Origin of the sequence: Opitutus sp. (assembly GCA_024998815.1) — a bacterium.
Taxonomy (GTDB): Bacteria; Verrucomicrobiota; Verrucomicrobiia; order Opitutales; family Opitutaceae; genus Rariglobus.
The window spans coordinates 1424496-1449483 of sequence record JACEUQ010000001.1; the positions used below are offsets into that span (position 1 = coordinate 1424496).

A 24988-nucleotide genomic window follows, 5' to 3' on the forward strand; every position below is an offset into this window, starting at 1 on the left:
ATTATCCATCCAGAGGCACCACCTGCGCGGTCTGAGGCCCGAACCGTTTCTGACGGTGGCGGAGTTTGAGCGGGCGCGGGTAACGGTGAAGTTGGGCGTTTAGACGTAAGCCCCAAGCTGTCGTTTTTTTATCAACCGCTTCCGGTCTAAAAATCAAAAAATGCGGAAGAACCAATAAACTACAATTACCCCAAACGAAATGAGTCTGTCATTGCACTCAGCACGGCAAACGTAGCGGAATCGCGGAGTGCCTTCGGTTCTAGTTGTTAAACACTGAACACATCCTCCGATTGAAATGATATCCTATGCACAACTGCCCCGTTTTTAGCCATTATTGGCGACACCTGCGTTTAGCTGCACTTCTACTCATGCCTATCTTGGCTGAGGCAACGACAACGCCTCCGCTAATCGATCAAGCCTATGTTGTTGGTGGTGGTCCCAGCCAACGTTTAGACCTATTTGTACCAGCACAAATTACCCACACGCCGCCTCCCCTATTGGTGTGGATTCATGGCGGAGGCTGGCGCGAAGGCGACAAACGTTCGCATCCATTAAAGCCCTTTTTTGCGCAGGGATATGCCGTAGCGAGTATCAACTATCGATTAAGTGGAGAGGCACCATTTCCGGCACAAATCGACGATGTACGCACGGCCATTCAGTGGCTTCGTTCGCACGCCAGCACCTACGGCTTTGATCCTAAACGCATAGGAATAATCGGGCATTCAGCCGGAGGTCATTTGAGTGCTCTTTTTGCCGTCACGACGAATGGGGGAAATGCCGTGCAAGCCGTGTGTAGCCTTTCGGGTCCGAGCGACATGGAGCGCTTGTTCGAGCAGGCGCAGGATAAAAAACGTCAAGAGGCGCTGGTGGCTTTATTCGCAGGCTCACTTAAAGACAAACGCACTCAGGTAAGAGCCGCGAGCCCGCTTCAATATATAACTCGAAACGTTCCGCCCCTGCTACTCGTCCACGGAGTCCGCGACAACATCGTTCCAGTTGAGCAGGCGCAACTTTTTGCCGATGCGCTGAGAGCCAAGGCGGAGCACCCACCGCAGTTGGTAATTCTAGCGGAAACGACGCACGACATTTTCCGCAATCCCCGGTGGCTCATCGAGGCACAGGTTTTTTTCGCACTGCATTTACGCCCCTCAGCCGCTGATCCCCGTTAACAGCAGGGTCTTTTGTTTTAGCGAGGAAGGTTTGAGGCAAGGGAGAGACAGCGAGAGGGATTTGAGTGGAGAGTTTCGATGATGGAAGGAGTCGAGGAGGAAGGAAAAAAGGAGGCGAACAGGCGCAGGACGGCACTACGAAGCAGGGCCAGGTTGGCTAGGGCATTGACGTTGCGAGTGCGAGACTGGTCCTCGCCGAAGAGGGCGTCGCGGCGCCAGTGGTTGCGGTTTTCAACTCCGGCCCAGTGACCGCGGATCAAGCCGAGCCATTGTGCCGGGGCATGCGAGTCGGGCGGACGGCTCGACAGGTAGTATCGCGTAAGCGGTTTACCCTCACCGGTGCGCTTGATCACGCGGTGTGAGCGCACGATGAGCAGCGTGCGCACGAAGGGTAGCCCGATCGTGGCGGGCTCAAGGGCCAGGGCCGTCAACTCCCACTGGTTGATGCGTCCGTGGCCAGGTTCGGTGTGGGCAAAAAAGGGGAGCCAGGGAGATCGCAGGCCTGAGCGCAGGCGTGCATCTTGGGCTGGTTACCCTTCAGTTGCAGCAGGTAATCGCCGCCGCGTTCGACGATGGCACGAGCCGTGTCTTTTTGGCAGTGCAGGGCGTCGGCGGTGATCAGTTTTTCGTCCAGGGCCGGACCGTTGAGGATCGCCTGGGTAGCGCTGGGTTGTTCGCTGCGAGCGGTACCCTCTTTTTGGTCGATGACCGCCACCGTATACGGCGTTCCGTCCTCGTGGTCGGCCAGGGTCAGCAGGCCCACTTGATTGCGGATCATCTTGCCGTCCATGGCTAGGGCCAGGGGTAAATTGCCGGCCTGGGCGGCCAGCCAGCCACTGAGTTTTTCGGCGAAGCAGGTCGGATCGAGCCGGGTGAGGACCTGATAAAAAACACCGTACCCAGGCACCGACCAGAAAGCTTTCGTCCCGGCCTTGCGCGGCAGGCACAGCTCGCGGCGCTGGGCTTGGCTGAGGGTGGTGGCAAAGCGCGCGATCTCGGCGATTTCGCGCCGGCCGGCCATCAGTGCCATGGCCACCAGCGTGAGCACTGGGCCGATACGAAACGTGGTGTTGGCCCCGCGCGGGTCGGGCACCGTGCGCAAGAGCTCCAGCAGGCTGCACATTTGCGCGACTCGCAGTGGCATCGTGCCCGAGGGGGCTGCTCGCAGCCCGGCCCGGTGCTCCTCGGGTAAATCCGCCCCGCGCAAGCAGCCTCGCGCGTTAGCCTTGAGCTCGCGCATCCACAGCTTCTTGGGACTGTCGTTGGCCACGTAAAAGTCCGCCCGGTGCCGACTGTAACCGGCACTCGTGCCCACAGCCGTCCAGTTGCTCGCCTTGTAGCAGGTCCCCTCAAAGCACTCCGGATCGGTAAAGGTTTCGGCGAGCAGCGGGGTGTAACCAAACTCGCCGTGCCAATGCCCTGCGAGTTCTCGCAGCACCAACCCGAGCACCTGCGAAGCCAGGTTCGGCTCGGAACCCTTCGGGGTGAGCAGAAGGAATCTCCTGTTCTGCACAATCAGACTGAGCCGCTCCACCCGCGTGGTAGCACTCCAGCCAATCCATAGATCCCGGTCTTTGAGTGCATAGCTCGCCGGGCCCCACACCAACAGGGCCACCGCCTGCCCGCCTCGTTCGACCACCTGCCTCAGGTAGTCTCCCACCGGCTGCCCTGGCCCTAGATAATGCTTCTCGCGCAGCTGCTGGTCGAACCACTCCTGCTCATCGGTTGTGGCCACCCGCACCTGCAATTGCCGGTCCCCCGTTTTTGCGCTCTTCGCTTCGTCTGGTTCAGAGTTCATCCCACCCAAGCAGAAGCAAAATCGCCTCTTTCGTCTAGCCCAAAGTTACTCCGCTCATCCCCAATCACTTCCAATTGATGAGGAAAAGCCCCTGCCGTTAACAGTCCGAGCTTATACGCGATTTCAACGTCGGAAAATCAGGCCAACTGGGGCCAGAGTTAACGGGTACGAATTCAATCCACCCGTTCGGCTTCGAAGCGGTAAAACACCCAGGTCGCAGGCACGCCCCGCTCGTCGCGGTGGCGCGCCTCGTACTCGCGCAACACACTCCGCAACCGCCCTGGGGCGAACTGCGTCACCGGAGCCGCGCCCACCCCGTGCAGGCTGCGCAACTGGTCCAACGCCGTTTTTTGATAAAACACCCGGGTGCTCTCCTCGCTGCGCACGCGCCGCAGCCCGCCGCGTTCGAGCGCTTCGTCCCACACCGCCGGAGTGCGCCACGTCAACGGGCTCGACCCCGGGGTCAGCGCCCGCAGTTCGGACAAACTGCCTTCGACGAATAAACCGGCGAGCACCCGTCCGCCGGACTTGAGGGCTTCGCGCCAGGAGGCGAAAACCGCCCGAGGATCCTCCATCCATTGCAGCATGCTGCTGCTAAAAATCCAGTCGCACGCCAGCTCACGCTCCGGTGCCTCGGCGCGCATCACCCGCCACGGCACCTGCGGCAACGCGGCGCGGCCTTCGTTGCACATCGCTTCCGCCATATCGGTGGCCGTCAACGCGCCGGTCCAGGGCAACAGCCGCCGGGTAAACACGCCCGTGCCTGCACCCAGCTCCAGCGCCCGACCGCTGCGTTCCGTCGGAAGCCACTCGGCCAGCCACTCGGCCATCGCCACCTGCACCGCCGCGTGTCCGGCATAGGTGCCGGCCGCACGGCCAAAACTGTCGCGCACGTGCGCGAGAGAGGTCGTCGTGGGGGAGGTGGGCGCGGGGTTCATTGGTAATCACGCGCCCACGCGTGCAACAATGCTTCCGGGTGGTGGCTGGCGCCGTCCACCGCGTTAAGCGCTGGCTGAATCCGCACCAACATCCCCGCGTCCAGCAGCGCATCCTCGTCACCGACGTAACCCGTCCAGCCCTGCGGCCACGGCGCGTCACAGCGGTCCTGAGCGAGTTTATCCAACCCCCATTGTAACTCCTCGGCGGACACGAGTGGTCCCGCCCTCTCACAGCCCAGCAGCCCGGCGCGCGTATAAAAATCCGCCAACGCCGCGACCGGATCACGCCGCACCCAGCGCGCCAGATAACGCACCTGAGTGCGTGGCGCTTTCCCGCCCAATGCCTCCTCCTGTGCAAACGCCAGCACCGGCGCGAGCAAGACGACACGCGGCGTCAGTTGCGCCACCGCCGCAGCCTCCTGCAACAGCAGCAGCGAACCCAGCGAATAGCCCGCCACCGAATCCCACGGCCCGCCCGCACGGAGGTGCTCCAGCCAATTCGGCTCAGCCGAAAAAAAGTGATGTTCGTCGTCGGGAAATGCCGCCTGTACCAGTGGCGCAAACCAGCCCGCCGGCACCGCCCAGCCCAGTATCCAAGCGATCCTCACGACAACTCCCGTCCGGCGGCCAACGCCACCAGCAGGCGCGTTTCGTCCGCCTCGTTGAACGTGCGTTGCAACGACAGTCGCAGTCGGCTCGTGCCTTCGGGAACCGTAGGCGGCCGCACCGCCGCCACCCCGATGCCCGCCGCGCGCAGGTGCGTGGCCAACGCCACCGTCCGCCCCGCGTCGCCGATCATAATGGGCACGATGGGCGCGTCGCCTTCGGGCGCGTCCCAGCCCGCCCCGCGCAGCCGCTCACGCAGGCGCCGGGACGCGTGTTTCCACCCGACTTGGTCGGCGGCCGCCAATTCGCGCACACGCCCGACCGCCGCCCGCGCCGCCGCAGCCGAGGGCGGTGGCAAAGCCGTGGAGTAGATAAATTCACCAGCTTCGTTAATCAGCGCGTCGCGCCACAGCTCGTGGTGAAACAGGGTGTAGGCACCGCCCGAGGCGAGAGTCTTACCGCAGGTGCCGACCAGCACATCGACGTCGGCCACCACGCCCTGTTCCTCGGCCAAACCCGCGCCCGTCATACCGTACCAACCGAGGGCATGGGCCTCGTCGAGAATCCAGCAAAACCCGTGACGATGGCGCAGCTCGGCGATCCGCCGCAGATCTGGGTAATCGCCGTCCATGCTGAATACGCTTTCCGTCACCACAAACACGGTACGGCCCGGTTCGGCGGCGAGCAGTTCGCGCTCCAATGCATCGAGATCGAGATGCGGATAACGGCGCAATCGCGCCCCGCTGCGCAGGATGCCCGCCACCATGCTGTGGTGGATCAAGCGATCGGCCAGCACCAGATCGCCGGGCTTGGGCAGCGTCCCCAACACCCCGCCATTAGCCGCGTAACCGCTGCTCCAAATCAGCCCGTGGGCAAACCCGTGCCAGGCGCACAAGGTCGCGCTCAACTCGGCGTGGGCGCGCCGCCAACCTGTGATCAGCGGCGAGGCGGCCGCCGACGTGCCTTCGTCCCAGGCGGTGCGTGCCGCCGCCGCCGCCACCACCGGATCATGGGCGAGTGCGAGGTAGTCGTTACTCGATAAATTCAAAACAGCGGCGTCTCCCGAATAAACCCGCAGCGAGCGTCGCAACCCAGCTTGGGTGCGCTCCGCCAAGCGCTCCCCCACCCGCTCGGCCAGCGCTCCGGATGGTAACGCACCGGCTAACGGTAAACTCACCGGCGCGCCCGATGGTAATGGGGCCGCCAGTACGTCTGCCGAAAATTGCGTAGGGGTAACCGCTCCATAGGCCAACTCGCCCCAGACCGGCAGACCAAGGACGGCCAGGGTTTTCCGCGTGGAGGTGGCGACTTCTGGCGACGGCGGACCGCCGACTTGGTTTAACCAAATACCGGCACGCAGGCCACGCGACCGGGCGTAATCCAAAACGAGACGGGACTGGTTAATCGCACCGAGTCGGTCGGCCACGACCAACACCACGGAATCAGCGCCAATCGCGCGGGCGAAATCGGCCCAGTCGCGCCCGCTCGCGTCCAGCGGCACGGCCAGCCCGCCTGCGCCCTCAACCAGGCGCCAATCGCAGTCCGGCAGCCGGCGATAATCCGCCACCACGTCATCCCACGCCAGGGCGCCGCCCTCGGCTGCGGCCGCATCAAGCGGGTTGATCGCCGCCGCGTACCGGCGCAGCGTCACCGCGACCGACGCCGGCAGTCCGGCAAGCGCAGCCGCGCACTCAGCGTCCCCCAGATACGCCGCATCGCGCACTCCGCTTTCAACCGGCTTGACGATCTGCACGCGCCCGCCGCGCGCCGCCAAAGCACGCGCCAGCGCTGCGGTGACGCGCGTCTTGCCGATCCCGGTGTCGGCACCGGAAATAAGAATCGTCTGCATGCGGCGAGTGGAGTGATTAACCCCGGACCGTCAGGCTCAGTGGTGATGATGATGACCCGCGCCCTCGTGGGAATGGTCATGGCCGCAGCCCTGCGAAGTGCAGGCTTTCGCCCACGTGCCGTCTTCGCCGGCGCGATCGTCTTCGACCGGCATTTCGCCGCCGAGCGGGTGCATGCCGAGACGACGCAGCAGGGTGAAATCTTCACCGCGGCCGGGATTGGGCGTAGTGAGGAGTTTTTCACCAAGGAAAATGCTATTGGCGCCCGCCGAGAAACACAGCGCCTGCAGCTCATCGCTCATGTGGGTGCGCCCAGCCGAGAGGCGGACCATCGTCTTCGGCATGAGGATACGCGCGACCGCGATCACGCGGACGAACTCGATCGGATCGACCGGGTCGTTTTCCGCCATCGGGGTGCCTTCGACGGGGACGAGGGAGTTAATCGGCACCGAGTCGGGATGGGGGCTGAGGCTGGCGAGTTCGTGCAGGAGCTTGATGCGGTCGTCGAGGGATTCACCCAGGCCGATGATGCCGCCGCTGCACACTTCGAGGCCGGCGCGGCGCACCGTTTCCAGGGTGGTCAGGCGGTCGTCGTAGGTGCGGGTGGTGATGATCTCGGGGTAAAACTCGCGCGACGTATCCAGGTTGTGGTTGTAAACCTTGCAGCCGGCCTCCTTGAGGCGAACAGCCTGGTGTTCTTGGACCATGCCGAGGGTGCAGCACACCTCGAGACCGAGGTCGGCCACGCCTCGAACGGTGTTCAGCACGGAGTCGAATTGGGCGCCGTCGCGCACTTCGCGCCAGGCCGCGCCCATGCAAAAGCGCGAAGCCCCGCCGGCCTTGGCCGCGCGGGCGGCGACGAGAACTTGCTCGGTAGCCATGAGCGGCTCGGGCAGCAGCGCGGCGTCGGGATGGTGAGCGGATTGCGGGCAGTATTTGCAGTCTTCCTGGCAGCGGCCGGTCTTGATCGACTGCAGGGTGCAGAGCTGCACCGCGTCTGCGTCGTGGTGCGTGCGGTGCACCTGCATGGCGCGGAACAGCAGCTCAGGGAATGGCAGGTCGTAGAGCGCTCGAATGGCGCGCAAGTCGGGCGTGGCGGAGGTCGTGGCGGTGGTGGAGTTCATACGAGGAAAGGGAGGGTGTCGTCGATGGAGCGACGGGTGCGGTTAACCAGTTCGCCGAGCTCGGCCTGATCCAGGCAAAGCGGCGGCACGAGCAGAAGAGAATCACCGAGTGGGCGCAGCAAAAGCCCGTGATCACGGGCGCGCAGGCAGACCTGCAAACCCGCGCGCAACGCCACCGGATACACCCCGCCGCCCGCGGGCGCGAGGTCGATGGCAGAGGTCAACCCGCGCTGGCGCAGGTCTGACACATGCGGGTGCCCGGCAAACGCCTCGGTCAGCAAGCGCCCAAACACCTCGGCGCGCGCCGCGATCACGCCGCTCTCGATGAGCGGGCGCAGTTTGCGAATGTTGGCTAAAGCGACGGCCGCCGCCAGAGGGTTGCCGGTAAACGTATGCCCGTGGAAAAACGCCCTCCGGCTTTCGTAGGCGCCAAGGAAGGCGTCGTAAATTTCACCGCGCACCAGGGTCGCGGCCAGCGGCAGGTATCCGCCGGTGAGCCCCTTGGCCAAACACAGAAAATCGGGCGTCACCCCTTCTTGGGTACAAACGAGCATCGGCCCGAGGCGGCCAAAGCCGACAAACACCTCGTCCATGATCAGGTGCACCCCGTGGGCCCGGCACAGTTCGGCCACCGCGCGAATAAACCCGGGAGGTTGCAGGCGCATTCCGGCGGCGCCTTGAACGGAGGGCTCAATGATGAGGCAGGCCGTCTCGTCGGCCTTGGCCTGCAACAACGCGGCGAGCGCCGCCAAGCTGGCGGTCGCGTCATCGGCCGCAGGAGCCGGAAAGTGATCGGCCCCAAAACACCAGGGGCGAAAGCGGTCGTGAAAAAAGCCACTGTCGCCCACCGCCATGGTCCCGAACGTGTCGCCGTGATAACCCCCGGCCATACCGATGACCCCGCGCTTTTCGGGGCGACCGGCGAGTTGCCAAAATTGAAACGATTGTTTGAGGGCGACCTCAACCGCACCGGAACCGTTGTCGGTGTAAAAAACATGCTCGAGCCCGCGCGGGGCGAGGCTGACCAACTCCGCGGCCAAATCCGCGCCGGGGGCGTGGGCAAGGCCGAGCAAAGTAGCGTGGGCAACGCGGCCGAGCTGGTCGATCAACGCGGCGTTAAGATCAGGGTCGTTGTGGCCGTGAACATTGGTCCAGATCGAGGCGGTGCCATCGAGGTAGGTGCGCCCCTCGGTATCGGTGAGCCAGCCGCCCCGACCCGAAGCGATCACCAAAGGAGGTAAGGAAGCGTATTCGCGCATCTGGCTAAACGGATGCCACACATGGCGCCGATCCGTCTCAACGGTCGAAGCGGTGGTGGGTGTGGCGAGTGTCATGGCGCGGCGCGGTTTCGCTACACCTACCGAAGCGCCCGGGTGAGAACAAGTCCATTGTTAGCCAACCCACGAAAACGTGTTAACAAGACTCGTACTTACCGACAAAAGAAGCCGCCAGACGGCGCACAGCTGTCGCGGCTGCCCAACAAAAAACCCGCCGGTTAAGGCGGGTTTAAAAAACCAGGTTATAAGACCAATGGTCTAATCAGGCGTCGCCGTCGTTACCGATGGCCTCGACTGGGCAACCCTCTAGAGCTTCCATGCACAGGGCGACATCATCCTCGGTCACCGGCTGCTTGTGCACGAAAGAATAACCGCCCTCATCGTGACGGCTGAAAAACTCCGGTGCGGTTTCGCGGCAGAGGTCGCAGTCGATGCATTGCTGATCGACGAAGAATTTACCGGCGATGTTTTGCTCCCACTTGTCTGCTTTGTTAGCCATATTTCGCACGAAAACCGAATGCCTAAAACTGTCAAGCGGCCAAACCGACCGCCACCAACAATTAACCGGGGTCCGTAAGCCCGCCCCACCTCGACGGACCAAAACACAGGAGACCGTGGTTGGCGGCTTGTGTTTCTCGCCCCGCTTTACATGTTTTGGGCCAGCATGATTTTCGATCGACCCTACATGCGCGACCAAGATGAGCGCCCCCCCCTTTCGGCCCTTAAATGGCTGATGGGCACCCTTGTGGCCGCTTTTGTCATCGAAAACATCTGTCTCGGCTGGTTCGGCGGCGACTTTGCCGCCCTGTTTTTTCGCAGCCTAACGCTTTCGCCTGAATGTATTAAAACCGGCTTCGTCTGGTCGCTTGCCACTCATGGCCTGTTGCACGACCCGAAAAACCTCTTCGATCTCCTTTTTACCCTGCTGGCGATCTTCGTTTTCGGCCGCGCGGTCATCCCCGAAATCGGCCCCAAACGTTTTTTACAGGTCTTTGTCGCTGCCGTGATTTTAGGCGGCGTGACGTGGCTGGCGGTCAACTGGACAGGTGCCGAACGGCTGTTTGGTGCCTCCGCCGGCGTCAGTGCGCTGATCGTGCTGTTCGCCTGCCTCAACCCGGAGCAGCCGATCGCCATTTTCATGGTGGATGTCGGAATGAAGGCTAAGCACCTTGCCCTTGGTTTGTTGTGCATCGACGTCCTCGGCTTGGTTTTACTCGAAATTCCCGGCCGTACCTCCTGGTTTACCATGGCGCATTCTGCCCACCTCGGCGGAATGGCAGCGGGTTGGCTCTATTTCAGAGCGACGCGTCTTAATGAAGCGCCCTTGTTTAACAGCAAACCCGCCATCGAACTGCCTCGCTGGTTCCGCCGCAGCCGTAAAACCACCAGCCCTGCCCCGGCCTTTAAAATCAACCTAGGCGGCGTCGCCGACTTCAAAGCGGAGGTCGATCGCATCCTCGACAAAATCAACAGCCACGGATTCCAATCCCTTAGCGCGGAAGAAAAACGCCGGCTCGACCAAGCCCGCGACCACCTTAACCGCCGCTGAAACCTGGGCTTTGACCGTTCGCGACGATCCCCCTTCTTTACCTGTTATCTTTACCCCTAGAACCGCCTAAGCGATCCCCCCATTTTAATGCACCTGCTCACCCGTCTCGCGCGCCTCGCCTGCTTTGCCCTGCTGCCGTTCCTTTTCACAACTGGGGCCTGCGCCGAACAGGAATCACGATTCCGCGCACCACCCCTGCTCGACATTGAGGCCCGAACCCTGATCAAGCTGCTCGAAGAGGTTCATTACAATCGAGATGCCGTTAAAACAGCGACCTATGCAGAGGTGATCCCCGATTACCTAACCGCCTTGGACGGACAGCGCCTCTTTTTTCTCGAAACCGACAAAGCCGATTTCGTCGAACGCTATAAGCCCGACTCGCTTTATTGGACCCTCACCTCGATGGGCAAAATCGATGCGGCTTACGCCATTTTCACGGTTTACCAAAAACGCGTCACCGAGCGGGTCGAATGGATCCAACAGGTATTAAAAGGGAAATTCGACTTAACCACCAACGACAGCTTTCTGATCGACCGCTCCAAGGCTGCGTGGCCGGCCACGGTGGACGACGCCGACAGCCTATGGAACCAACGCCTGCGCTTCGAATTGATCAAGGAGGTCCTCAATAAAAAGTCTCTTGAGGAGGCCAAGAAAAACGTCGGCAAACGCTACGCCCGCCTCCTCAAAAACATGAGCGACATCGAGAGCTCCGACATCTCCGAGATGTTCCTCGGCTGTATCGCCCGGCTTTACGACCCTCATTCCACCTACTTCTCGGCCGACACCTACGAGGATTTCGGCATCCAAATGCGCCTGCAACTGGTGGGCATTGGCGCCCTGTTGAGCATCGATGATGACCAATGCGTGATCAAAGACGTCATACCCGGCGGCCCCGCCGACTTGGACAAACAGATCAAGGCCAACGACAAGATCATTTCCGTCGCCCAGGATGGCGGAGAACCCGTCGAGGTCATCGGCATGAAACTGCGCAAGATCGTTGACATGATTCGCGGAGCCAAAGGCACGCGCGTGCACCTGCTGATCGAACCGGTGGACGGAGCCACCTCCGCCACCCGTAAACAAATCGTGATCACCCGCAACGTCGTAAATCTGGACTCGTCCCGCGCCCACGGTGCGATTTTCGAGGTGCCTGACGCCGAAGGTAAAATCACCCCCATCGGCGTCATCACCTTGCCCACGTTTTACGGGCCCGACATGTCGGGTGAAGGCAAGGCCCAGAACAGCGCCACCAAGGACATCGAGGACATCCTTACCCGTATGAAAACTGCCCGGATTCAGGGTCTCGTTCTGGACCTGCGCCGTAACGGCGGCGGTCTGCTCAGTGAGGCGATCTCACTGACCGGATTGTTCATCAAAAACGGCCCCGTTGTCCAGGTGCGCGCCTATTCAGGCGAAATCAAGGTCGATGATGATGATGATCCCTCGATTGCCTACGACGGCCCCCTAACCGTGCTGGTTTCCCGCTTCAGCGCCTCGGCATCCGAGATCGTCGCCGGCGCCCTGCAAAACTATGGTCGCGCCGTTATTGTTGGCGACAGTTCCACGCACGGTAAAGGCTCCGTCCAAACCGTATTAGAATTGCGCAACCTGGTCCCCCAACTCGCTCGCGGCGGGGCCAAGAGCGGCGCCACCAAGCTCACCGTCCAGAAATTCTACCTGCCCAACGGCGCCTCCACCCAGCTCAAGGGCGTCGAACCCGATGTCGTTCTCCCCTCGGTCAATAATTTCCTGCCCATCGGTGAATCCGATTTGCCCCATGCGCTGGCCTGGGACCACATCGCTTCGAGTCGGTTTAACGGTCAACCGCTGTCTCCTGCTCAACTCTCCCCACTGGTCACTGCCAGCGCACAACGGCAAAGTCATCTCGCTGAATTCGACTACCAACGCCGGGCGATCGAGTGGTTCAAAACCCGCCAGGAGCAAAAGTCGGCCTCGCTCAATCTGGAGCAGCGGCAGCTCGAAAAGGTGGCCGACGAAACCTTCAAAAAGAACATGAAGGCGGAACGAAAACAACTCGCGGCGGCCGACTACAAATTTGCCGAAGTATTACTCGCCCCTCCGGCGCCCCCGCGCGCCAAATCGGCCAAAAAAGACGAAGATTCCACCTCCGAGGACGACGAACCCGAGGACGATGAAAACGAACGCTACCCATCTGCCGACATCCCGCTGCGCGAAGCGCTTCGCGTGGTGCAAGACCTGATCAAGCCACCCGTTGCCACCACGATCGTGACCATAACCACCACCCCATAATCGCCCCACCGCGCCCGTTGAGGTTTACTTCATCCTTGAGCTCACGCTCAAGGCCACGCGCTTAGCGAACACACTCCTTGTGGCCTTGAGCGTGAGCTCAAGGTGTTTACCCAACGGGTCTCCCCATCCCTTCGTCATTACCGTCCAAAAACCGGGACTTCCCAGCCCTGCCCACCGCCGGCCTACAGCCAAAGAAAACAAGCCGCCATCACCACCGTTGGAGCGAGTGCTCCGAGGAATAACCCAAGCGGTGAAATGCCCTCGGGAAAGAACGGCTGTAAGATCGACTGGCCCGCCGGATTGGGCGCGTTGGCAATGACCGTCAGCCCCCCACCCGTCACAGCACCTGCGACCACCATGTACTTAAGCGGATCGGTAAAACCAGGGACCAAGGTGGCGAGGTAGGTAATCGCCGCATTGTCGTTAAAGGCCGTGAGCACCGTGGCCGTCAGGAACAGCGGCACCTCACCGAGGCTCTTGAGCACGGGCTCGATCCACCACCCCTGCAGCCCGCCGTGGATCACCAAGCCCGCGAGGAAAAAGCCCACCAACAACGAGGGCTTGAGATCAAGCGTGCGCTGGTGATGCGCGGTCGCCTGCGTGAACGCCAAAAAGAACAGGAATCCGCCGATAAACAGCGCCGGATAGTGCGCAAAATAAACCGTGCAGGCCAAAAAACCGAGCTGCACCAGCGTCACCCATGCCGGAATCGCCCGCTCCTTAGTGCGGTTAGTACCCTCTGACTGCTGATCGCGACGGGCTTGCAAGACCGAAAACTCCTTTCGGAACACGAGGTAAAAAGCCACCGTGGAAACCGCGATACCCACGACCGCTTTCCAGCCAAAATGCTGCAGCATGTGCAGCATGTCCCATTTCCAAGGACCGGCGACCATCAGCACGGGCGGTGCCGCAAAATGCGTCAGCGTTCCGCCCACTGAAATGCTCACAAACAACAGCCCAAGCGTCGCATAGGAAAACCGAATCGAGGGCTTCAGGGCGTAAAATTGGCGCGCCAGCAGGAGTGCCGAAATAGTCATCGCTGCAGGCTCGGTGATAAAAGAGCCCAAAATCGGGCCGATGATCAGGATGGCCAACCACCAGGCCGCGACCGTCCCGCGCCCCAAAGCCGCCACCGCGCGCATGCCCTGCTCGGCCACGCTCAGCACGGGCCGTGTTGAGGCAATCGCCATGATCACCACCACAAACATCGGCTCGGTGAAATTCACTTTTTTGCCGATATAATCCACCAGCGTGGGCCACCCCTTAAACGCGGTGACCGCAGCCGCGAGGGCGATTACCCAGATTCCGAAAATCGCTTCGATCTCCCCAAAAAAATGCAGGATCTGCCCCTTAAAACTCACCTCGTCAGGATAACCGTCCTCGTCGCTGTCCTTAACCGTTTCGCGACGCAGCTTTATCTGCTTCGCATGAGCTGCCTCCGCTTCATGCGCCCAATGCCGGAACTTCCCCGCTACAAACGTATGCAGGATCGCCATCAAAAAGATCGCTGTGGCCACGCCGTTAAACGGCTCGGCTTGCAAACGCCCCAGCAACACCTCCACCACACCGCCGTTGGCCGGATCGGCGTAAGCTGACAGCGCACGCGGGAAATCAGCTATCAGGGCGTCTGCGGGCGTGCTCATGGTAGAATTTCAGCCAACGAGGATAGTCTATAAATAAACTGCGCCGCTTCGCGTTTCACTTTGTCACGCGCCGTATAGCGGCCAAAACCGACAAACAGGTCGACCACCGGCTTGGCCTCCAAGTCACTGGCGCCGTCGCCCACCATCACGACCTTGGCAGGAGAAAGCTCACACTTGAGGCGCTCAATCACCTCCGGTTTGCCGCCTGAACGCGTGGTCGGGTAGACCTCGTCGAAACCGGTGTAATTGCCCGCCTCGTCAAAAAACAAGTCCACCGCCTCGATTCGCTCAATGCCCAGATAATCGGCCAGTGGGCGGATCGCATTACGAAAACCGCCGCTGATGATCATCGGTGTCCAGCCCGCAGCGCGCGCGGCGGCAATGGCGGCCAAGGCTTCAGGCTCAACGGTTTCTATGTAACGGCGCCCGATGGCGGCGACGTCGCTCGAACTCGGGCGAATGATCTCCAAGCGGCGGCCGAAGACGGCTTCGACGGCGATTTTGCCATCCATTGCCTCGTTGGTCATTTCCTCGACGCGCTTAAACACATCCGGGCCACGCAAGCGCCCGAGTTCGTCGATTCCTTCAATCGCGCTCAGGGTGCTATCGCAGTCAAAAATCAGGAGTTTGAGTGAAGACATCGCGCCACGAAAAGGGCCGTTTTGGCCCCATGCAATGCCTTAAACCCGAAATCCATCCGAGCCGCTTGGGCGCACAGACGCCAAGGTAAGACGCAGATCTGAAGATAAGGTTTTTTCGGACGATTCCATCACCCAAGCCACGCACCAACGGTGCAAAGGATTGCAAAACCATCATCACCCAGGAATCTTGCCAGTTTTCCCCATGCCTAATCCCGCCGCCCCCCCGCGCATTGCAAAACCTGTCGCCGTCATCGGGTCACTACCGCTGGCTCATTTGCATCCTGCTGTTTTTCGCCACCACGATCAATTACGTGGACCGCCAGATCCTCTCTTTGATCAAGCCGATCCTGGACGAGAAAATCGGCTGGACGAACGAGCAATTCGGTTGGGTTAACTCCGCCTTTCAAGCCGCTTACGCCATCAGCCTGCTCGGCTTTGGCTGGTTGATCGATCGCTACGGGACCAAGATCGGTTACGCCGTTTCCATCGCCTCGTGGAGCGTGGCCGCCATGGCGCACGCGGCAGTGCATAGCCTGAGCGGCTTTTTTGGCGTGCGGGTCTTCCTCGGCCTGGGCGAAGGCGGCAATTTCCCTGCGGCCATCAAGGCGGTCGCCACGTGGTTCCCCAAACGCGAGCGGGCCCTCGCCACGAGCCTGTTTAACTCCGGCTCCAATGTCGGCGCCATGCTCGCCCCCGCGATCGTCCCTTGGCTGGCGCTCACCTATGGTTGGCAAAGCCCGTTCGTCATCGCCGGCCTAGCCGGTTTTGTCTGGCTGCTGTTTTGGATCCCGCTCTACGGCAACCCAGCCAACTCGAAACGGGTGAACGCGGGCGAACAGGCTTGGATCACCCAGGATGAAGCCGCCGCCGGTGCGCCGGCTGATACCGCCAAAATCCCGTGGAAAAGCCTGCTGCGTTATCGCCAGACCTGGGGCTACATTGCGGCACGGTTTTTGACCGACCCCGTATGGTGGTTCTTCCTGATCTGGCTGCCGGATTACTTTAAGAAAACGCGTCACCTCGACATCAAAAACAGCTGGGTTCACCTGGTGACGATCTATGCCATCGTGACCGTGCTGAGCATCTTCGGCGGTTGGGTCACCGGCCACCTCACCGGACGCGGCTGGACGGTCACGCGGGCGCGCAAAACCTGCATGCTCATTTTCGCCTTTGCGGTGGTTCCGATCGCCTTTGCAACCCATTGCGGCGACTGGACGGCCGTGGTGGTCATCGGTCTTGCCGGTGCGGCGCACCAGGCGTGGTCGGCCAATCTATTTTCCACGGTTTCGGATATGTTCCCCAACCGGGCAGTAGCCTCGATGGTCGGCTTGGGCGGCATGGCGGGCTCGGTAGGCGGCATCCTGTTTCCCGTGGTGTCAGGCCGCCTGCTGGACCATTTCCAAGCAGCGGGTAACATCACCCTGGGTTACGGCATGCTCTTCGGCTTCTGCGGCGGCGCCTACCTGCTGGCCTTTATCATCAATCACCTGCTCACCCCCCGATTCGAACCGGTTAAACTGATCGAGAACTGATAGTTGAGAGAGTCCTGATGGCCGCCGTCCTGCACCGCATCGCGGTGCAGGACGGTGTGAAGTGCCCTAGGAGAACACTCTATTAACAACCTAGCGGTTATTAACGTAGAGCTGTGGTTATGGCTTATTACGTCCGAGGCTTAGCCGCATGAAGTAGCGCAGACTTCCAGTCTGCTGCTGGAGTTTGGCCCCAAAACGAGTTGAGATCCGTCCCCCCAGCTAAGGCAGAGCCTGTCCCGAAAGCATAAAAACCTAGCAGTGAACTATTAGCATAAGTTTAATGATGCCTAAAGAGGGGTAATTCCCTGGTTTTGGTCAAAAAAAAGCCGCTATAATCGGCCATGAAGTCAAAACCCGTATCCGCCACCTCGGCCATTGCCCTGCAACGCTGGTTGCGTCCGGCGCTAACGCCAGTCGGTGCCAATAAAGATTACGCCGAGTTTCGCCAGCAATTGGAAGGACTCGACGCGTTGTTGCGTGGCAGCCACTTGGAGACGATGGCGATGGACTTTGCCAAGGCGGGGGCAGGCCAAGCCAGTGTCGCACAACTACGCCAGCGTATGGAGTTTGCGCTCAAAGCGTTACGCTTTGAAGTGTTGCGGGTGCATTTGGGCAACATATCCTTTCGCGAGCTTTCCCGTAGCATTGCCTCAAGTGATTTACTGGCGGATTTTTGCGGTGTTCGCACGCTTGAGGGAATCAAGGGGGCGTCCAAAAGTGTGCTGGAGCGGGCCTCGAAGTTTTTCACCGCCGAACAGGTGCGCTGGATGGGGCAAGTGTTGGTGGAGATGTGCGGCGAGAAGGATCGCGCCACTGAACTCGGGTTGAGCGCGCCGCTGGACATGGATGTTTGCCTCATCGACGGCACGTGCTTGGAGACCAACATCCACTTCCCGGTGGACTGGGTGCTGTTGCGTGATGTGTCCAAGACTTTGCTCAAGGCCATGATTTTAATCCGCCGCGCTGGACTGCTCCACCGTATGCCTGAAGAGCCGGAGTGCTTTGCCAAGCAGATGAACAAGTTGTGCATGTCAATGACCCACGCAGGCCGCCGCAACGACGCCAAGCGCGCGCGTAAACAGATCCTGCGCAAGATGAAGACGCTGTTACGCACGATCGGAGAACATGCCCGCCGCCACCGCGACCTGTTGGCGCAGAAGTATAGCCAAACCCATTACAGCCAACGCCAAACCAAGCGGATAACCACCCGCATCGACGCTATGCTCGGCCAACTGCCCGCCGTCATCAAGCAGGCCCACGAGCGCATCATCGGCGGACGCCCGGTGCCCAACGACCAAAAGATCCTCAGCGTGCATGAACTTGATGTGAACGTACTGGTTCGCGGCAAAGCAGGGAGCCAAGTCGAGTTTGGCAACTCGTTGCTGTTGAGCGAGGCGCTCTCCGGTTTAATCACCGACTGGCAACTCTACCAGGGCGCGGCTCCGGCAGAATGGTGCCAACTCGAGGAAAGCCTGGCGCGGCAGAACCGCTTTGACCTGAGTGCGCCGATTAGCGCGGTCGGCACCGACCGCGGCTTCGCCACCAAAAAAACTTCCGCAATGCTCAAGCAACAAGACGTTTACGATGCGGTATGCCCGCGTGATCCGCACGCGCTCAAGGAGCGTTTGAGCGAAAAACGCTTCGCCCAATTGCAGCGGCGCCGTTCGGCGACCGAAGCGCGCATTGCGATCCTCAAACAACGCCTCGGCGGACGCTTGCGCTGTAAAGGGTTTGCCAACCGCTACCGTTCGGTGGGTTGGAGTGTACTCGGTCACAACCTCTGGCTGGTGTCACGAATCCTTGCCGAGGAAATAACACTTCCGCTGGCCGCTTAATTCAATTTTCCGGCAAAAATGTGAATAACCCTGGGGCTCGCCCCGGCTTTGCCGTACCTTACTACCGCGCTTGGGGGCGGGAAAAATCGATTCGGGCCGCCGTTTAACGTCGCTGGGGTGATTCGTGCCACCTCGTTCGCCCGCAATCCCAATGGACCTCTGCGCACTTTTTAAAAATCCGGAAATTTGGGACAGGCTCTAAGGTAGAAGCGTACCGCATGTAGCAACGGCATGGGTTTCGATGCGTTCGTTGACGTGCGGGTGGCTGTTGCGAAGTCTGCGAAACTCTCCGGAGTGATCAGCTCAGATCGCCATACATGATGCGCAGCACCTGTGTGGTTCTTGGCACGAGTTAAACGGCCAAACTCCAGACCTTGAGCTCACGCTCAAGGCCACGTTCGGGCGGGTGCGGCCTGGAGTGTGCCTTTGCCTGGGTGGCTTTGGCTCGGTGTGGCTTCGTGCGTGAGCACGAGGTGTTTTTTCTGGCTGCGGTGCGCCGAATCCTTGAGCTCACGCTCAAGGCCACAAGGAGTGTGTTCGCGAAGAGTGTGGCCTTGAGCGTGAGCTCAAGGATTCGGCTGATCTGCGTTCGACTAGTCAGGGGCCAAACTCCAGGAGCAGACTTCCAGTCTGCTGTGTTTCAATCCCGGCGCGGCAAACCGGAACAGACTGGAAGTCTGCGCTACTTTTCAAAGGCTTAACCGGCGAAGAACTTCAGAATGCGGCGCATCGATTTCACCAGCAGCTCGATCTCGGCCTCGGTGTTGTACACGTAAAAACTCGCGCGCGTGGTGCTGGGCAGCCCGAACTTGCGCATCAGCGGCTGGTTGCAGTGGTGGCCACCACGCAGGGCGATGCCGTCTTGGTCGGCAAAGGTCACCACGTCGTGGGCGTGCGCTTCGGCAAAGGCGAAGCTCACCAAACCGCCGCGCGGCTGCCCCGGCTTGGGGCCGAGAACCCGAATGCCTGGCAACTCGCTCAGGGCCGCACAGGCATGTTGCGCAAGCGCATGGTCGTGCGCACTGATCGCCGGCCGCCCAAGGGCGTCGAGGTAGTCAAACGCCGCGCTCAGCCCGATCGCATCGGCGATATTGGGCGTGCCCGCCTCAAACCGCTCCGGGGACGGCTTCCAGGTCGCGCCTTCGTAAGTCACCGACACCACCATGCCGCCGCCGGTCTGGTAAGGCGGCATAGCGTCCAGCAGCGCCCGCTTGCCATACAACACACCGATGCCCGTGGGGCCGGCCATTTTGTGCCCGCTGAAGGCTAGAAAATCGCAGCCAAGTGCCTGCACGTCGATGGGTTCGTGGCCGATGGATTGCGCGGCGTCGATCAGCGTCAGCGCACCGACCGCGCGGGCTTTGGCGCAGAGCGCGGCGGCATCGTTGAGCACGCCCAAGGTGTTGGACAGGTGGGTGAAGGCGAAGAGCTTCACCTGCGGGGTGAGCAACCGGTCGAGTGCATCCAGGTCGAGCCCGTGCTCGCCGTCCGCCCCGATGACCGGAACGTAGCGCAGGGTCGCACCGGTGCGACGGGCCAGTTCCTGCCACGGCACGAGGTTGGAGTGGTGCTCCATTTCGGTTGTCAGGATAACATCGCCGGCGCGCAGATTGGCGTTACCCCAGGAATGAGCGACCAGGTTGACCGACTCGGTGGTGCCGCGCGTAAACACGATCTCGGCGGCGTGGGCCGCGTTGATGAAGCGTGCCGCACGCGCGCGGGCGCCCTCAAAGCCATCGGTGGCGCGCATGGACAGGGCGTGAAGACCGCGGTGAACGTTCGAGTTGTCGCGTTCGTAAAAGCGCGACATCGCGGTGATCACGCTACGCGGCTTGTGGGTGGTGGCACCGTTATCGAGATAAACGAGGGGCTTGCCGCCAACGAGTTGATCAAGCGCTGGGAAATCGAGACGAAGGTCGGGCGAGAGGGACATGGCGGTGAGGGGTCAATTCGACGGCGGGCGTTACGGAAAAGATTAATCGTTCTCGTTCTCCTACTCTTACTCCTACTCGTTCCTGTTGATCCAAAGCGCTCGCTCTGCCCTGAGATTTCGGAATGAGAAAGTTTAGGATAACGAGAAAGAGAAAGATTAAGAGAACGAGTAAGAGTTTATGCGGAGGCGGGCTGCTTGAGGGCTTCGAGCGTGGCGTGCCAGCCGAGGGTGGCGCATTTAATACGCGCCGGGAAGGCATGCACGCCGGCGAAGGCCGCCAGATCACTGATCTCTTCGGGCGCTTGGCCGGTGGTGACGATGGATTTAAAATCGTTAAAAAGCGCCTCGGCTTCGGCGGGCGTTTTGCCTTTGACTAGGGTGGTCATCAGCGAGGTGCTGGCCTGCGAAATGGCGCATCCCGAGCCCTCAAAACCAATCGCATCGATCCGGCTACTGGGGTCGAGGTGCAGGTAAACCGTGCAGTTGTCGCCGCAACTCGGATTGTCTCCGGTGGCCACCCGGTTGGCGGTGGGCGGCTTGCCCCGGTTGCGGGGGCGCTTGTTGTGGTCAAGGATCACCGATTGATAAAGGTCGCTGAGGTCGGACATGGGAGGGCGCAACCAGTAACCCAGCTTCCCGCTCCATTGAAGCACAATCTGGGGTGGGTTTTTTACTAGGGCCCAAACCCACTTGCCCGACCTCGCACAATCGGCCCAAAACCCACGCCGGTTAGCCCAACCTAATTAGCTCGCGCCGGAGAAATTACGCCGGATCACCTCGTCAACATCGCCCAGCTTGATGGGTTTAGTGATGAAGTCGTTCATGCCAGCAGCTAGGCACGCGTCGCGGTCGGACTGCAGCGCGTTGGCGGTCAGCGCGATGATGCACGGCTGCGGGTGGGCTGACTCTTTTTTGCGGATAATCCGCGCCGCATCGAAGCCGTCCATCTCGGGCATTTGCAGATCCATGAACACAAGCTGGTAGGGGTGCCGAGCGACGGCTGCGACCGCCTCAAGCCCGTTGGCGACAGCGTCGGCCTGGTAACCCAGGCGATCGAGCAGGCGGAGCGCGACGCGCTGGTTAACGAGGTTGTCCTCGACGAGCAGCACACGCAGCGGAATTTGGGCGGCAAGCAGGGGTTCCTGCGAGGACAGGCTAAAGGTCGGCACGGAGGTACTCGACGGGAAGAGCGCGTGTAGCGCCCGGTTCAGCGCGAAGTTGCGCAGCGGCCGGGACACGGCGGCGAAGCGCGCCTGCGCCGTCCAGCTTGGAGCAGCCACGCAGCTGCTGATGAGCAGGCCAACAAGCGGAATTCCGCCGCCCACCAGGGCTTCATGCAGCGGCGGCGTACCGGCAATTTCGGGCAGTTCCAAATCGAGTACGGCCGCCACCGGGCTGCATTCTTTGAGTAAGGCGGCGGCGACTTGCGCGTTGGCCGCAGGCAAAACAGCCACTCCATGCGAGCGGAAAAAGGCGCTCAAGCGGGCGAGGTTAACCGGGTTGTCGTCGACGCACAGGACCGGCCCCGAGGCCAATTCCGGCGGCAGGCTGGGAGCTGAAAAACCGCCCACCACCGGCTCGACTTGAACCGTGAAGGTGAACGTAGAACCTTTATTGAGCTCACTGGTGACGCCGATGCGCCCACCCATGAGCAGGCAAAGACGCTGGCAAATCGCCAACCCCAGGCCGGTGCCACCATACTTGCGGGTGGTCGAGGAATCGACCTGCGAGAACGGCTTAAACAGCCGGTCAATGCCCTCGGCGGAAATGCCAATTCCGCTATCACGCACCGCGATCGCAAGGCGCAGGTGGTTGGCGCACAGCGGCGGCTGGGCAACGTCCGCTTCGGCCAAGCCCACCGTGACGTTAATGCTTCCCGAGGGGGTAAACTTGACTGCGTTGTTGATCAGGTTGGAGAGAATCTGCCGGATCCGGTTCACGTCACCGATAACCATCTGCGGCACCGCAGGATCGATGTACGAAGCCACTTCAAGGCGGCGGTCCGCGGCTTGGCCGGAGAACAGATCGAGCGTTTCCTCCACACAGGTCCCGATCTCAAAGGCATCCTGGTCGAGCTCCAGTTTACCCGACTCAATTTTGGAGAAATCCAGCAGGTCGTTGATAATGGACAGCAGGGCCTCGCCGCTGGTGCGAATCGTGTTAACCGAGTCGCGTTGCTCCGGGTTGAGCGGCGTGTCCAGCAGCAGACTGGTCATGCCAATGACGCCATTCATCGGCGTGCGGATCTCGTGCGACATCGAGGCGAGGAACTCGCTCTTGGCCCGCGAGGCGGAATCGGCCTCGGTTTTGGCTCGGCGTAGCGCGTTTTCAGTTTCAACGCGCACGGTGATGTCGGAGGCAATCGCGATGAAGTTTTCCAGCACCCCGCTCTGGTTGCGGATGGGCTGAATCTCGATTTGCACGTGGTACTTCCGCCCCGACTTGGAATAAATAACGATGTCGGTGGAAACACCCTGGCCGCGTCCGAGTGCGCAGCGAATGCGCCGCAGCGTGTGCGCACAGGTTTCCGGCCCCGCGGTAAAGCCCACCGGGTTGCGGCCGACAACTTCCGCAAAACTGAACTCCGTGACCCGCTCAAAGGAGTCGTTGACCCACTCGATGAGGCCATCGGGTTTGATGATAAACACGGGATTGTCCGTGCGACTGGCGACCAGCGAGAGTTTGCGCGCGGCGGCCTGGCTCGCGAGCAAGGCCTGCTCGGCTTCGCGCCGGAAGGTCACGTCCTGCAGGGTTCCGACGATACGATCCGGTTCGCCCGAGGTGGAATAGGCCACGATCTTGGAGCGCATGTAGAGCCAGCGCCACACCCCGGTGTCGGTGCGCACCCGATACACGGGGTCAATAAAGGCGTTCAAGCCGTTGAGCTGCGTCTGCAGCGTGGCCTCATAGCCAGCCAAATCCTCGGCATGAATCAGCGCCTGCCACGCCGCCGGGGTGGTGTACTCATTGCCGGTCAATTGGCCGAGCATCGCCCATACGCTTCTACTGAAATGAAGGGTGTTCAAGCGGCAGTCCCACTCGAAGATACCCACGACGGTTGCATCCAGGGTGAGACGCAAACGCTCATCGGACACCTTCAACATCGCCTCGACCCGGCGCCGTTCATCGTTTTCGGAACGAAGGAGTTGGTTGCTGGTTTCGGCGGCCACCAAGCCGGCCCGCGCCGTGCGCGCCAAGTGGATACTCAAACCGAGCAACAGGGTGATACCCATGCCAGCGAAGAGGGATAACTCGGGCAGGTAGCGGCGATTTTTTCGCACCGATTCCTCGTTGGGCTCCATGGCGATGCGCAGCCGCCGGTTCTGCACGGTAAACACGGACTCCAACGAGAGCTGACCATCGGTGCTGGGCGCACCAAGTTTAGCGGAGGCGTAAAGACGGTCGTCGCCCAGATAAACCGCACACCGGTGCTGCGTACTTAACTGCAGGCGCTGGTTGAGCTCCTCGAAAAAGCGTTGGTAGGTAAACTCGGCTGCGATGTAGCCGACCAGCATGCTCGAGCGATAAATGGGCGCGTACATAACGAAACCAGGGCCGTGGCCGTCGATGGCCAACGTGCCCGTCGCCATTGGGCCCCCGCTCAGAGACACTTTGTTGAGGGTTGCACGCCGCTCGTACACCACAAACTGGTTGAACGCGATGAGGTGCTCGTTGCCCGCGCGTGGATAATACCAGACCGTCGCTCCCGTGGGCGCGACTCGCGCCAAGGAAAGCGCCCCGGGTGCCTCGCCCAACCAGGTGACCGCATCGGCTTCCCATAACCCGTCAGCCGTATCCGCAGTCCAACGCCGGGCCATACGCTCCAGACTGCCGGCGTGGCGCTCAAACTCGGCATTGATCGTGCCCGCGAGGCTGTTGATGGCGAGCTGGGCATTGGCCCCCAGATACGCGGTTTCCCGCTCACGCAGTCCCGCCCATAGAATAACCGTGAACATCGCACAGGTGATAATCACCGGAACGGGCAACCAGGCAGGCGGGGCGACCTTGCGCTGACTATGCTCGGCCCACGCGAGCAGCAGCCCCGCGCAGCCACTCAACAACATGATCACCGCCACCACCGGTGGCAGATTGAGGCTCGAGCCCCAGCGATAGCCCACCGAAAAATTCAGCGAATAACCGATCAGCGTGGTGATGCCGATTGCGCCCAAGAGCGAACCGCCGATGGCCAGGGCGAGCAGTCGCCGCATTTCGCTATAATTGCTGACCAGCCACGGCAACAAACCCCCGATCAAAATAAGGGTAATGGCGGCGACCAGCGGCATGTGCCCGACGGCGCGCACGCTCTCGCCTGTCAGCGCCGAGGTGATCCACGCCTCCAGCCCGGAAACCTGCCCCAACTCATTTTCAACCAATGAAACCAAACCCAGCAGCGCAGGCCCCAGCGCCAACCACGCCGCATTGCGATACCCCTGCTCGATGGCGATCAAGACACACCCCAACACCCCCAGCCCCAAGACGACCGGCACCGTCTCGATGCTGCGAATGTCTCCGGAGCCAAAGGGGTCGCCCCCGAGAAACAGCACCCCCGCTGCCAAGGCCACGGCGAGCCCCGCCAGGCCGAGCACCAGACGCCGGATCAATGAGGCCGAAGGACTCGTGTTAAAGGGATGAATCATCGCGTTAGGGCACTCCCCTGCCCTCCCGACCGGAATGCGCCACAGCCTGAAATCAGATGCATTTCCATGATGAATTCCAGCTTAACGATGGCACGCCTAGGGGGCAGTAACATGAAAATTGTCGGATTGAACTCTGAGGTACTGCAAAAACAACGGAATACTTCGATCCTTTTAGCCGCGAAAGATCG

Annotated in this window: 18 protein-coding genes; 5 read left to right on the forward strand and 13 right to left on the reverse strand. The window is 61.1% G+C overall.

Features of this window, described 5'->3' with window-relative positions:
* Positions 1-368: 368 nt before the first annotated feature.
* Positions 369-1169, forward strand: coding sequence for an alpha/beta hydrolase (locus tag H2170_06185; protein ID MCS6299675.1), 801 nt, complete (start codon positions 369-371; stop codon positions 1167-1169).
* 17 nt (positions 1170-1186) lie between these two features.
* On the opposite strand, the gene H2170_06190 is transcribed toward H2170_06185, so the two are convergent.
* The 8 genes from H2170_06190 to H2170_06225 form a co-directional block, all read right to left on the reverse strand.
* Complete coding sequence (locus H2170_06190; protein ID MCS6299676.1) at positions 1187-1615, reverse strand: hypothetical protein; 429 nt, start codon at positions 1613-1615, stop codon at positions 1187-1189.
* The gene (locus H2170_06195) at positions 1597-2967 is read right to left on the reverse strand and encodes an ISAs1 family transposase (GenBank protein ID MCS6299677.1); all 1371 of its coding nucleotides are present in this window, start codon (positions 2965-2967) and stop codon (positions 1597-1599) included. The genes H2170_06190 and H2170_06195 overlap by 19 nt, the downstream gene beginning before the upstream one ends.
* Positions 2968-3140: 173 nt before the next feature.
* Entirely contained in the window at positions 3141-3905 is a 765-nt protein-coding gene (locus H2170_06200; protein ID MCS6299678.1) for a methyltransferase domain-containing protein, read from the reverse strand.
* Positions 3902-4513 carry a hypothetical protein gene (locus tag H2170_06205; GenBank protein ID MCS6299679.1) on the reverse strand — a complete coding sequence of 204 codons (612 nt, stop codon included), beginning with the start codon at positions 4511-4513 and terminating at the stop codon, positions 3902-3904. Before H2170_06205 ends, H2170_06200 begins: the two co-directional genes overlap by 4 nt.
* Positions 4510-6360, reverse strand: a complete 1851-nt coding sequence (bioD, locus tag H2170_06210) for a dethiobiotin synthase (GenBank protein ID MCS6299680.1) — start codon at positions 6358-6360, stop codon at positions 4510-4512. Before bioD ends, H2170_06205 begins: the two co-directional genes overlap by 4 nt.
* A 36-nt stretch (positions 6361-6396) precedes the next feature.
* Positions 6397-7482, reverse strand: a complete 1086-nt coding sequence (gene bioB / locus H2170_06215) for a biotin synthase BioB (protein MCS6299681.1) — start codon at positions 7480-7482, stop codon at positions 6397-6399.
* Positions 7479-8816, reverse strand: a complete 1338-nt coding sequence (gene bioA, locus H2170_06220) for an adenosylmethionine--8-amino-7-oxononanoate transaminase (GenBank protein ID MCS6299682.1) — start codon at positions 8814-8816, stop codon at positions 7479-7481. The genes bioB and bioA overlap by 4 nt, the downstream gene beginning before the upstream one ends.
* A 205-nt stretch (positions 8817-9021) precedes the next feature.
* On the reverse strand, positions 9022-9258 hold the full coding sequence (locus H2170_06225; GenBank protein MCS6299683.1) for a ferredoxin: 237 nt from the start codon (positions 9256-9258) through the stop codon (positions 9022-9024).
* Between the two features lie 150 nt (positions 9259-9408).
* Between H2170_06225 and H2170_06230 the strand changes: the two genes are divergently transcribed.
* Together H2170_06230 and H2170_06235 are read left to right on the forward strand one after the other, a co-directional pair.
* Complete coding sequence (locus tag H2170_06230) at positions 9409-10308, forward strand: rhomboid family intramembrane serine protease (GenBank protein ID MCS6299684.1); 900 nt, start codon at positions 9409-9411, stop codon at positions 10306-10308.
* Between the two features lie 87 nt (positions 10309-10395).
* Positions 10396-12579: a carboxy terminal-processing peptidase gene (locus H2170_06235; protein ID MCS6299685.1), complete on the forward strand. Its 2184-nt coding sequence runs from the start codon at positions 10396-10398 to the stop codon at positions 12577-12579.
* A gap of 182 nt (positions 12580-12761) precedes the next feature.
* Here H2170_06235 and H2170_06240 read toward each other — a convergent pair whose 3' ends face one another.
* The gene (locus H2170_06240; GenBank protein ID MCS6299686.1) at positions 12762-14222 is read right to left on the reverse strand and encodes a putative Na+/H+ antiporter; all 1461 of its coding nucleotides are present in this window, start codon (positions 14220-14222) and stop codon (positions 12762-12764) included.
* The gene (locus H2170_06245) at positions 14219-14863 is read right to left on the reverse strand and encodes an HAD-IB family phosphatase (GenBank protein ID MCS6299687.1); all 645 of its coding nucleotides are present in this window, start codon (positions 14861-14863) and stop codon (positions 14219-14221) included. Before H2170_06245 ends, H2170_06240 begins: the two co-directional genes overlap by 4 nt.
* 239 nt (positions 14864-15102) lie before the next feature.
* Here H2170_06245 and H2170_06250 point away from each other — a divergent pair, with 239 nt between their 5' ends.
* Positions 15103-16395, forward strand: a complete 1293-nt coding sequence (locus H2170_06250; protein ID MCS6299688.1) for an MFS transporter — start codon at positions 15103-15105, stop codon at positions 16393-16395.
* Positions 16396-16736: 341 nt separating this feature from the next.
* Positions 16737-18230: a hypothetical protein gene (locus tag H2170_06255; GenBank protein MCS6299689.1), complete on the forward strand. Its 1494-nt coding sequence runs from the start codon at positions 16737-16739 to the stop codon at positions 18228-18230.
* Positions 18231-18927: 697 nt separating this feature from the next.
* Here the strand turns inward: H2170_06255 and sufS are convergent.
* From sufS to H2170_06270, 3 genes are all read right to left on the reverse strand, one after another.
* On the reverse strand, positions 18928-20163 hold the full coding sequence (gene sufS, locus H2170_06260; GenBank protein ID MCS6299690.1) for a SufS family cysteine desulfurase: 1236 nt from the start codon (positions 20161-20163) through the stop codon (positions 18928-18930).
* A gap of 176 nt (positions 20164-20339) precedes the next feature.
* The gene (locus tag H2170_06265) at positions 20340-20771 is read right to left on the reverse strand and encodes an SUF system NifU family Fe-S cluster assembly protein (GenBank protein MCS6299691.1); all 432 of its coding nucleotides are present in this window, start codon (positions 20769-20771) and stop codon (positions 20340-20342) included.
* 135 nt (positions 20772-20906) lie between these two features.
* Positions 20907-24800, reverse strand: coding sequence for a response regulator (locus tag H2170_06270; protein ID MCS6299692.1), 3894 nt, complete (start codon positions 24798-24800; stop codon positions 20907-20909).
* Between the last annotated feature and the right edge of the window lie 188 nt (positions 24801-24988).

Coding starts and splice junctions, on each gene's coding strand:
- H2170_06185 (MCS6299675.1), top strand. CDS start 369: ATGCCTATCTTGGCTGAGGCAACGACAACGCCTCCGCTAATCGATCAA.
- H2170_06195 (MCS6299677.1), bottom strand. CDS start 2,967: ATGAACTCTGAACCAGACGAAGCGAAGAGCGCAAAAACGGGGGACCGG.
- H2170_06200 (MCS6299678.1), bottom strand. CDS start 3,905: ATGAACCCCGCGCCCACCTCCCCCACGACGACCTCTCTCGCGCACGTG.
- bioD (MCS6299680.1), bottom strand. CDS start 6,360: ATGCAGACGATTCTTATTTCCGGTGCCGACACCGGGATCGGCAAGACG.
- bioB (MCS6299681.1), bottom strand. CDS start 7,482: ATGAACTCCACCACCGCCACGACCTCCGCCACGCCCGACTTGCGCGCC.
- bioA (MCS6299682.1), bottom strand. CDS start 8,816: ATGACACTCGCCACACCCACCACCGCTTCGACCGTTGAGACGGATCGG.
- H2170_06225 (MCS6299683.1), bottom strand. CDS start 9,258: ATGGCTAACAAAGCAGACAAGTGGGAGCAAAACATCGCCGGTAAATTC.
- H2170_06230 (MCS6299684.1), top strand. CDS start 9,409: ATGTTTTGGGCCAGCATGATTTTCGATCGACCCTACATGCGCGACCAA.
- H2170_06235 (MCS6299685.1), top strand. CDS start 10,396: ATGCACCTGCTCACCCGTCTCGCGCGCCTCGCCTGCTTTGCCCTGCTG.
- H2170_06240 (MCS6299686.1), bottom strand. CDS start 14,222: ATGAGCACGCCCGCAGACGCCCTGATAGCTGATTTCCCGCGTGCGCTG.
- H2170_06245 (MCS6299687.1), bottom strand. CDS start 14,863: ATGTCTTCACTCAAACTCCTGATTTTTGACTGCGATAGCACCCTGAGC.
- H2170_06255 (MCS6299689.1), top strand. CDS start 16,737: ATGAAGTCAAAACCCGTATCCGCCACCTCGGCCATTGCCCTGCAACGC.
- sufS (MCS6299690.1), bottom strand. CDS start 20,163: ATGTCCCTCTCGCCCGACCTTCGTCTCGATTTCCCAGCGCTTGATCAA.
- H2170_06265 (MCS6299691.1), bottom strand. CDS start 20,771: ATGTCCGACCTCAGCGACCTTTATCAATCGGTGATCCTTGACCACAAC.
- H2170_06270 (MCS6299692.1), bottom strand. CDS start 24,800: ATGATTCATCCCTTTAACACGAGTCCTTCGGCCTCATTGATCCGGCGT.